At 35.1% G+C, this 9,279-nt stretch carries 8 protein-coding genes; all 8 read left to right on the forward strand.

All coding sequences use genetic code 11. The annotated features are described in order from the left end of the window. Positions 1-55: 55 nt before the first annotated feature. The 8 genes from DCC39_RS17985 to DCC39_RS18020 all read left to right on the forward strand — a co-directional run bounded on the left by DCC39_RS17985 (position 56) and on the right by DCC39_RS18020 (position 9,119). Positions 56-748: a hypothetical protein gene (locus DCC39_RS17985; protein WP_133243508.1), complete on the forward strand. Its 693-nt coding sequence runs from the start codon at positions 56-58 to the stop codon at positions 746-748. Positions 749-1,202: 454 nt separating this feature from the next. Continuing rightward, the gene (locus DCC39_RS19935) at positions 1,203-1,280 is read left to right on the forward strand and encodes a hypothetical protein (RefSeq protein ID WP_407071876.1); all 78 of its coding nucleotides are present in this window, start codon (positions 1,203-1,205) and stop codon (positions 1,278-1,280) included. A 656-nt stretch (positions 1,281-1,936) separates the two neighbouring features. After that, entirely contained in the window at positions 1,937-2,236 is a 300-nt protein-coding gene (locus DCC39_RS17995; RefSeq protein WP_407071875.1) for a hypothetical protein, read from the forward strand. 248 nt (positions 2,237-2,484) lie between these two features. Next, positions 2,485-4,383, forward strand: coding sequence for an anti-phage ZorAB system protein ZorA (zorA, locus tag DCC39_RS18000; RefSeq protein WP_116556268.1), 1,899 nt, complete (start codon positions 2,485-2,487; stop codon positions 4,381-4,383). Positions 4,384-4,468: 85 nt separating this feature from the next. Beyond that, positions 4,469-5,113 carry an OmpA family protein gene (locus DCC39_RS18005; RefSeq protein WP_116556273.1) on the forward strand — a complete coding sequence of 215 codons (645 nt, stop codon included), beginning with the start codon at positions 4,469-4,471 and terminating at the stop codon, positions 5,111-5,113. 52 nt (positions 5,114-5,165) lie between these two features. Next, a complete protein-coding gene (locus DCC39_RS18010; protein ID WP_165820929.1) occupies positions 5,166-6,347 on the forward strand; it encodes an EH signature domain-containing protein in 1,182 nt (393 codons plus the stop codon). Between the two features lie 14 nt (positions 6,348-6,361). Beyond that, a complete protein-coding gene (locus DCC39_RS18015; RefSeq protein WP_116556270.1) occupies positions 6,362-6,646 on the forward strand; it encodes a hypothetical protein in 285 nt (94 codons plus the stop codon). 34 nt (positions 6,647-6,680) lie between these two features. After that, positions 6,681-9,119, forward strand: a complete 2,439-nt coding sequence (locus tag DCC39_RS18020; protein WP_165820930.1) for a DEAD/DEAH box helicase — start codon at positions 6,681-6,683, stop codon at positions 9,117-9,119. Positions 9,120-9,279: the final 160 nt, after the last annotated feature.

Raw genomic sequence — 9,279 nt, forward strand, 5'->3', positions numbered from 1 at the left:
TATTTGGAAAATTTAGGTGGGGGACTTTTCAATTAACATTTGGGGTAATTTTGAGTTGACAAATACATATATCTTCACTGTCCCTGATTGGGACGAACAAGAAGGCAAAGAGACCCTTCGTCATCATATTGATTGGATGGTCATACAGCTAGACAAGGATGAATATAAAGATGACGAAGGAAAAGAAGACGAGTCACTCATTCGCAAACAGATTGCAAAGTGGCTTCATACGAAACAGCTACTTAAAAATGTCATGAAAGAAAAAGATATCAGTGTCAAGTGTAGAAAAGTCAGCAATGATGGTAAAGTAAGCGGCGCTCTTACGAGTTGGGAAAAGTCAAATGCTTGGTCTGGGGGAGAAAAATGGAGTAAAAACATGACACTGTTCCTCGGCATTCTTAACTATTTGGCCGAAAAAAGAGTACCCCTTCAAGGAAATCAAAAGAGACATCGTACGGTTATAGTCGACAACCCATTCGGAAAAGCATCGAGTGATCATGTATTAGAGCCAGTATTTTTTATTGCTGAACAATTAGGTTTTCAAATTATCGCTTTAACGGCCCATGCGGAAGGGAAATTTATTCGAAAATACTTCCCTGTTGTTTATAGCTGTCGCCTGAAAGAATCTGCAAGCCGAGAAACACAAATTATGACCAAAACTAAAGAAATTAGAACAGCTTACTTTAAAGACAATGACCCTGAAGCAATAGTGAGGCTTGGAGAAAAAGAGCAATTGGCGCTGTTTTAACGAGACTAAAGCAAAGTGGTCAGACCTTTTATCATAAAAGCCATTAGAGGGAAGCAATTGAAGGAGCAAAATATAGTTGGATGCAATTTGGTGAACAACTCAAAAAGGCATTGGAACAATAATTTCCATCGGTACAAAACATATTCTTCCTGCTTGCTATAATGTGGACACTCATGGCGATGAAGTAAAAGATCATACCCCACTTCATATGATGTTCCCCACTAGAAGGTAAACCACACTAGACCGCTTTGCTTAACTCTAATAAAATAAAGTAAAAGATATAGAGGTGTAATATATGAGACGAATTTGGTTGATTATATTATTCTGTTTTTTTGCTTATTTTAGGGGGCTGTAAAGAAGAAGTTAGCAATATCGAGACGGTGAATTAAAGTATATTGGTACTATTAATAGAGATGGTTTAAGAGAAGGCAATGGAAAATGGTACCAGGATGGCATCCTTGTATATGAAGGAGAATACCGGGATGATTACCCAAATGGTCAAGGGGAAATTTACAGTAAAGAGACAGATTAATTTTTGAAGGCGAGTTTAGGGATGGTGAGCCATATAAAGGCGTAATGTACGATAATAAAAACGGCGAAAATCCTAACTATGAAGCTGGCAATAACTAGCTTCTTTTTAGGTCAAATTTGGACTGAACAGCGTTATTTTTATGGAAAATTATGTAGAGAAGAAGAAAAAACCGTTAAATCAAGGTTTTCAACGGATAATAAATAAGAATAATCTTATTTTATTCCTTCCACATCTACCAGTTCGGCCGTTAAAACTCCTCAATAAATAATTTATTTCGAAATCACCGGCAGAACTTTTAGCGAACAGATGAAGCTAGGAGTCAGAAGCTACAACTGATTGGCGGTTTCTAATTCCCGAAGGCGCTTTTTCAGCAGATAATTTAATAAGGGATGATAAGATGTCGGAAATAAAAGATGAAATCATTTTAAGAGGACTTAAAGAAAACAATTAAAAAAATATAGACTTAAATTTACCATAAGAAAAAGTCATCGTTTTTACCGGTCTTTGCAGAATAAATGGCTTAAATATCGCAGAATACGATCAATTAGAAATTACAGAGTTGATGGAAGAACTAACGAAAATAAAAGATCCTAAATATTCCTAAAAACGTCCTAGTCTCTATATGTGGCGTATCTGGTTCAGGAAAAAGATCCTTATTGTTGGAAGCATGCCCAGAAAGCTATGTGGAAACCATCATGGTTGGGCCAGGCAGTATAGGAACCTTTAACCGTTCAACACTCACTACATATATGGGAATAATGGATTACATCCGCGCCATATTTTCAAAAGAAACCGGACAGCCGGCAGGTTTGTTCAGCTTTAACTCCTCTGGTGCATGCCCTGTCTGCAAAGGAAAAGGAGTTACAACGCCTGACACATCATTTGCAGATCCCTTGACAATCCTATGTGAATCATGCGGCGGGACGAGATATTCAGACGAAGCACTGTCATATTGATATTATTAAGATAAAAATATAGTGGAGATTTTAGATTTAACGGTAGACGAGGCTATGAACGAATAGAACAACACTTATTTATACTTCATATTCTGTATTTCCATTTTCTCATAAATCTACTTCGATAAACATTGGTAGCGGAAATGATAAATTATATGGAAAATTTATCCGAATATCCAGTATATATAGTACAATAGGTGTATTCGTTATCCTTATTTATCATTCTCATACTTCGGAGGAGAACAAGTATGCTAAATAAAGTAAATTTTTTCTTTTTAGATGATCTAGACCCTTTTACCTATATATATTTATTAACAATGTTAATAATATTTATTATTTCATTTTTAGTATTTTTGTTTTTATATTTAAGGTATAGATATTCAAGAAAAGAAATTGTAAAGAAGTTAAACGAATTAAATGATGCTGGTATTACAAATAAATTTGCTCAAATGAATGACTGGTGTAACACAAAAAACAAGTCCATTCCTGCTGAAATAAAAAAAGCTTGGAAGAGTTATTATAATAATTTTAAAGAGTTGCAAAAAGGTGAAGAAATTTTTACACCTGATGTCTATGACTTCTTTTTGGAAGAACATTTAGTAAAAGGATTAGGGAAAAGGAAAATTATTGAGGTTTTTCCGGGAATTTTCTTATCAGCCGGTATACTCGGTACGTTTATTGGATTAGTCCTTGGGCTTGAGGGATTAGGTAACGACTCGAGTACTGAAGCCTTAAAAGATGGTGTTTTAACTTTAATTGGTGGAATGAAGATTGCTTTTTATACTTCAATACTAGGTATAATCCTTTCGGTGTTATGGCAACTGCTCGATAAGATTATTTTCTATCCTTTAATTGTACATAATTTTCAAACATTACGTAATGAGATGGATCTTGCGTTTCCTACAAAAAGTGAGGGCAGCATCCTCCAAGAGATGGCCAGCAATCAAAAGAATCAAATGGCAGATTTCCAAGACTTTATGTCAGATGTTTTAATACATCAGTTAACTTCCGGGATAACGGAAGCGATTCAAACAGCACTTGAGCCCCAATTTCAACAGACGAATGACATGATGAGACAGGTTATCGAACAGTCCAGTCAAAATCAATTGGATGGAATTAATGAAATGGTTGATCACTTTGTTACTTCATTAAATGAAATTACTGGAGATCATATGAAAGATCTTGGGGAAGCTTTACGTAAAACCGTTGAATGGCAAGAAAAGGTACATACAGAGATGACCGTGTTGGTTCAATCTATGCAAGCCTCGGCTAAGGAACAGTCTTTAATGGTAGAAAAAACGACTAAACTGACAGAACAGATACATGGTTACACTGATCAAATTTCTGAATATCAATCTGTTTTAGAAAGGACCGTTTTTCAGTTAAATGAAACAACAGATAAAAATAAACAATTACAGGACACTATTGCTGAATTACTTGAAAAAATGACGGAAGAAAGAAAAACATTTAACGACTATTTTTCTAAACACATAGAAAGCTTGAAAGAAAATGTTGCCTCATTACATTCTCAAACAAATCTCCAAATGGAATTACAAGATAAATATGGGGAACTAATGGACGAAATCTATCTTCATCTTCAAGACCTTGCAATATTTACTGAAAATAACCAAAACTTATCTCAGGTGCTCGGCCAACAGGGCGAGATATTTATAAACACGCAAAAAGATTTAAAAAATCTGCTTGATGAGATTAATCACGTGACAGAGAATAATCTTGTTTTTCATGGGGATCTACTTAATCTATATTCGGAAGTTTCCGATGAAAGGAAACAAATGAGTGAATTGTCAACGGAGGTACGTAAACAGCTTCTTGATCAATTGGGAGAAATGGATAAGAGGGTTGAGTCGTTGGAATTAATAATGGCTTCAGCGCAAGAGACATTAGGCAATACAAACGAACATTTAAGGTCATCAATGGAACAATTTGCTGAACATATGTATCAAGGATTGGATCGTACTTTTAATCAATTTGACAAAGAATTATCTACAGCAGTTCAACATCTTTCCCGTGGGGTCGGGGCTATACAGGAGGGAATTGTTGATTTACCGGATGAAATCGATAAGTTTAGCCATTCCGTTAAAGAGCTAAATAAGCAAGCGGAAATGTTGATAAAACAATCATCCTAGGATGTGGTGAAAAGTGCCAAGGGGATATAGGAACAATAAAAGATATATAGCACAAATAGAAGATGAAGATAAAAGCAGTTTTTGGATGTCATATTCTGATTTAATGTCAGCATTGCTTCTTTTATTTGCACTGTTTTTAATGATAAGCTTAATGGTTAACCAGGAATCCATTGAAAAAAAAGACCAAATGATTGAAGAAGTGATTGGAGTAAAGACAAGAATCATCCAAGAATTAATTGAAGCGTTTAAAGGCTCTAATCATGAATTAGAAGTTGATCCGCAAACAGGAGCAATTAGTTTTTCGGGTGGCGTGTTTTTTGACTCAAACAGCAGCAGTGTATCAGAGAGTGGTAGGAATGAGCTTGAAGAATTTATTCCAGTGTATATTGGAATCCTTCTTTCTGATCAATTTAGAGATGAAATTTCACAAATTATTATTGAAGGGCACACTGATACTGTTGGAGGATATCTCTTTAACCTTAGGCTTTCACAAAATAGAGCACTTGCTGTTGCAGAGGAAATCTTTAGTAAAGACTTCCCTAACTTTGCCGAAAGGGAATATTTAAAACAAGTGATTACTGCAAACGGACGGTCATATAGTATTCCATTATTGGATAATAAAGGGCAAATAGATCTAGCTAAATCGCGACGGGTAGAATTCAAATTTCGATTAAAAGATGATGAAGTTATTGAGGAAATTCAAAAGATGGTGAAACAAAATGAGCACTGACCTTATATTCCGCCCATTCTCTTTTTATCCCGGCCAGTTGATGGAAACCCGAATGGAAGTAGAAAAAAAGTATAAGGATGTAGAAAGTAAAATTTTGGCTGGCCGAATAAAGAATCGTTTGCCAAAGCTGCTTGAGCAAATTAGAGCATTGCCCAATGGCCCTGAAGCCATTAAAGAATTTGCAAATAGAATTTCTAAGCTAGATATTCGCATGCTTGCCTACGAATATCCTTTTCATCAAGAAGAAGAACAGACGATAGAAAAAATCATTAGTATTTTAATGGCTGGATATATACGAGAGGTAGGAAGAGTAGCCTGGAAGCTGTTTCAGAATGAAGTGAATGATAAAGGATTATTAAAGCTTTTGTCTTTTATTTTTAAGAGTGAAGATGAAACATTTTTAGGGCTGGATCAAGATTCTAGACGCCAAATAAATCAAGCTGTTTATAGTGGCGACATAATAAAGGAACTGCCACAGTTTCTATTAAAGGCAAATGAAAAAGCAAGTATCCTTTTAAAAAGATGGAAGGTTAAAAATGACAGTTATTTGGAAAGGGAACTAATTAAAAGGATGCTTCTTAAAGGTTTATCTGAAACATTTATCATTCAACGAGAAAGTCCCGATCAAATGGTTGTCTATCTCAGTCAATACACATTACAAGAATATCAAGAAATGATTAAAAACTACTTAGAGGCTAGAACTTATGAACAATTTGATAATGAAATTTTAATCCAAGCATTGGATAACTTAGGCGATCCCAGAACTAATCAAAGATCATGGAAGTTCATTTCTGAAAGTTCTTTAAAAGAAGTTAATCACTGGCTTACTCAAAATAAATTAAAACATTTTTTTGAGCAAGACCGTAATAACGAGCGTTTTTTGTATTGGAAAAAATATACTAAATCTATTGAAGACCTGCACTTTATAGAGGAACCTCAAATTGTTTTTATGGATTTTGGAGATTTTGTCGTTGTAGAGTTTGGTAAGATGGGTGCAGCTTATTTTTACCATAAGGAAGGATTTAGAGACATTATTTTACCTAGAAAAAACTCAGCAGAATTCCGTAGAAGAGGCTCACAGGCAAGGGAAGCTATGTTTAAAGAAAAAGACATGTATGAAATGTATGGGAGAAAACTTTATATTCATAAGCTGGATCATCGAGGGTATTGGCATAGTAAGTTTGATTCCCATATGAGGCATTATTTTAGAGGTTTATATTTTTACCAAGATTAGGAGGCTTGGAACTTATGAGACTAACAAGAGTATTTGGAAAATCAAGAAATGATAACAATGTTTCAAGCATCAGTGTAGAAACGGAAAAGCATGATACAGGTATAAAATTCTTTCTTTATAAAGGTAGTAAAGAAAATACCATCAACTTACCGCTTCGTCTGTCTGTTACTGAGCTTCGGCGACAAAAAAACCTAGATCAAGTAGAAGTTCTTGAAGAGCTATGGTACCAAGAATGGTTAGAGGATAAAGCTGGCTTTTATCTTCTGCCTTATCACTATTTATATGAACTCCCTGATTAATGTAAGTAAAATATTAAATCTCCCTGAACAGATTGTGGAATTTACATTAAAACTTGTAAATGAAGGTGCGATTGGATCATCGCGATTCCGCTTTATAGTAAAGAAATCGTACGATACTTGGAATCATTTAGAGAAAACGGCTAAACAAACAGGTCCTATCGTCAGTTTGCCAAATAATACAGAAGTGATAATGGAGAAAACGCAATATGAATTTCTAAGGCTAGTAGAAGATGCACCCAACCCTCGTGATAAAGATAAAGTGTTTAATTATGTTGCTGAAGTAAGAAGTAAGGCAAAGGAATTAAATGTTACACTCAATAACTACTTAGAAAAGCAGGAGTATCTATTCGTTGACCAAATAGATATGGATTTAAGTTATGATAAAAAAACGATTAAATTAGAGCCGCAATACAAATCTACCGATGAAATTGAAGAGGACGTACTAAAAGAAATGGGAAAAAGTGCGGCCATTTATAAATCTGGGGCTGATAATAAAAAGATATTTGTAAATAAGGATATCTATGAAAAAGCGAAAGAGATTAATAATGTTGGACCAATTGAAGGAGCAAACATCGCAAGGTTTGTTGAAAATCCAGAATCATTTATACCGGAAATTGAAGGATTAGATCTTTCATTATTCGGAGAACGTGTTCGTCAACTAGGGATACAAGTTTACCGCGCTCAACCCTACATACATGCTAAGGAACGTGATAGAGGGTGGTTCGCTCTTAATATTGGTGTTTCAGTAATGGATGAGACAGGCGAATCTCAAGGTGAATTTAAGACAGATGAAATTGAAAGTCTCATTAGAGAAGCACAAAATTCTGGAGAGGAATATATTGAATGGAACGGCCATTGGCTTAAATTACCACATGAGACAACTGAATTTATTGATGCCACTAATAGACTAAAGGAAACGATAGATACTGATGAACAAGTAGACTTTAGCAAACTACCGTATGTATTAGAAATTTATGAAAATATTAATCATCTTGAATTCAACCAACCAATCTTAGAAGTAAAAAAGGAAATGGACGATTTAGGGGTTTTAAACCTTCAGCCCCCCCAATCTTTCCTTGCACATTTAAAACCATTTCAAATCGATGGATATGTTTGGATGAAGTCCCTCCAGTTCAGAAAAATTGGTGGGTTATTAGCAGATGATATGGGATTAGGGAAAACGATACAAGTTATTTCGTTCCTGGCTTACTTACAGGAAATAAACAAGTTAACCCCTACATTAATCGTTGTGCCGAAGACTTTAATAGAGAATTGGCGTAAGGAGATCCAAAAGTTTGCTCCTTTACTAGTGACCTCTTTTTACAATCACCAGGGACCAGAAAGAATCAAAAATCCATCTCAGATTGAAAAAAAAGGAATAGTTATCACAACATATCAGACTTTAGTGAAAGACCAGATAGCTATGGGCCAAGTAAATTGGCAGGCTGTTGTATGCGATGAAGCACAAGCCATTAAGAATCCATCAACAGCAGCTTCAAGAGTTTTAAAGGCGCTAAAGTCAAAATTCAGATTAGCATTAACGGGTACACCGGTCGAAAATAGCTTAACTGAACTTTGGTCAATCATGGATTATGTTCAACCAGGATTGTTAGGCAGTTTGAAAGATTTTAAAAATGAATTCATTACCCCTTTTGAAGAAGGAGAAGATGTTAAGCCGATTGAAACAAAGCTAATTTCTAAACTTTCTCACGTCTATAAAAGAAGAACAAAAGAAAAAGAGTTAGAAGGTCAATTGCCACCAAAGATAAGTAAGATAATTGAAGTTGGATTAGGGCCGTTGCAAAAGAAAATGTATGGTGACGTCATTTCGCTTGTTGGGAATAAGATGATGACCGGATTAGAGGCAATTCAAAAGCTAAAAGCACTTACATCGCATCCTGCATTAGTGAATGAACAATACATAAACCTAAATGTGGAAGAAATACCCAAACTAAATAAGACAATGGACATTATCGAAAGTATTCGTGAAAAGGATGAAAAGGTATTAATCTTCACAGAATACATCAAGATGCAAGGAATATTAAGAAACCATATTAGAGAGCAATTCCATATTAATCCAAATATTATTAATGGAATGACTTCCCGCAGACAGCAAGTAGTTGATTTCTTTAATCAAAAACCGGGGTTTGACGTAATGATATTATCTCCTAAAGCTGCTGGTACGGGTTTAACCATAACCTCAGCCAATAATGTTATTCACTACACAAGATGGTGGAATCCAGCAGTGGAAAATCAAGCAACGGACAGAGTCTACCGCATTGGCCAGGAAAAACCAGTAACAGTTTATTATCCGATTGTAAAAGATTCCGAAGGAATATTCGCTTCTGGAACTGTGGAGGAGATTGTACACCGGGTAATTGAAGAAAAGAAGGATCTTGCAAGCAGTGTGATTGTTCCAAGCAAGAAGTTAGACTTGGAGAAAGAAATACTTGGCAGAATGAGAGTAAATTAATTAAAATTAGAATATTATAAACGTTGACGTTAGAGAAAATGTTGATAACGTCATTATAAATTTTTGAGTGTAGTTTAAACTACACTCAATTTGTTGTGAAAAGAAAACCATACGCTAGGCGTATGGTTCCGGAAAGCTTTCAGCGATGTATCAAAAAAAC

Origin of the sequence: Pueribacillus theae, assembly GCF_003097615.1 — a bacterium.
Classification (GTDB): domain Bacteria; phylum Bacillota; class Bacilli; order Bacillales; family UBA6769; genus Pueribacillus; species Pueribacillus theae.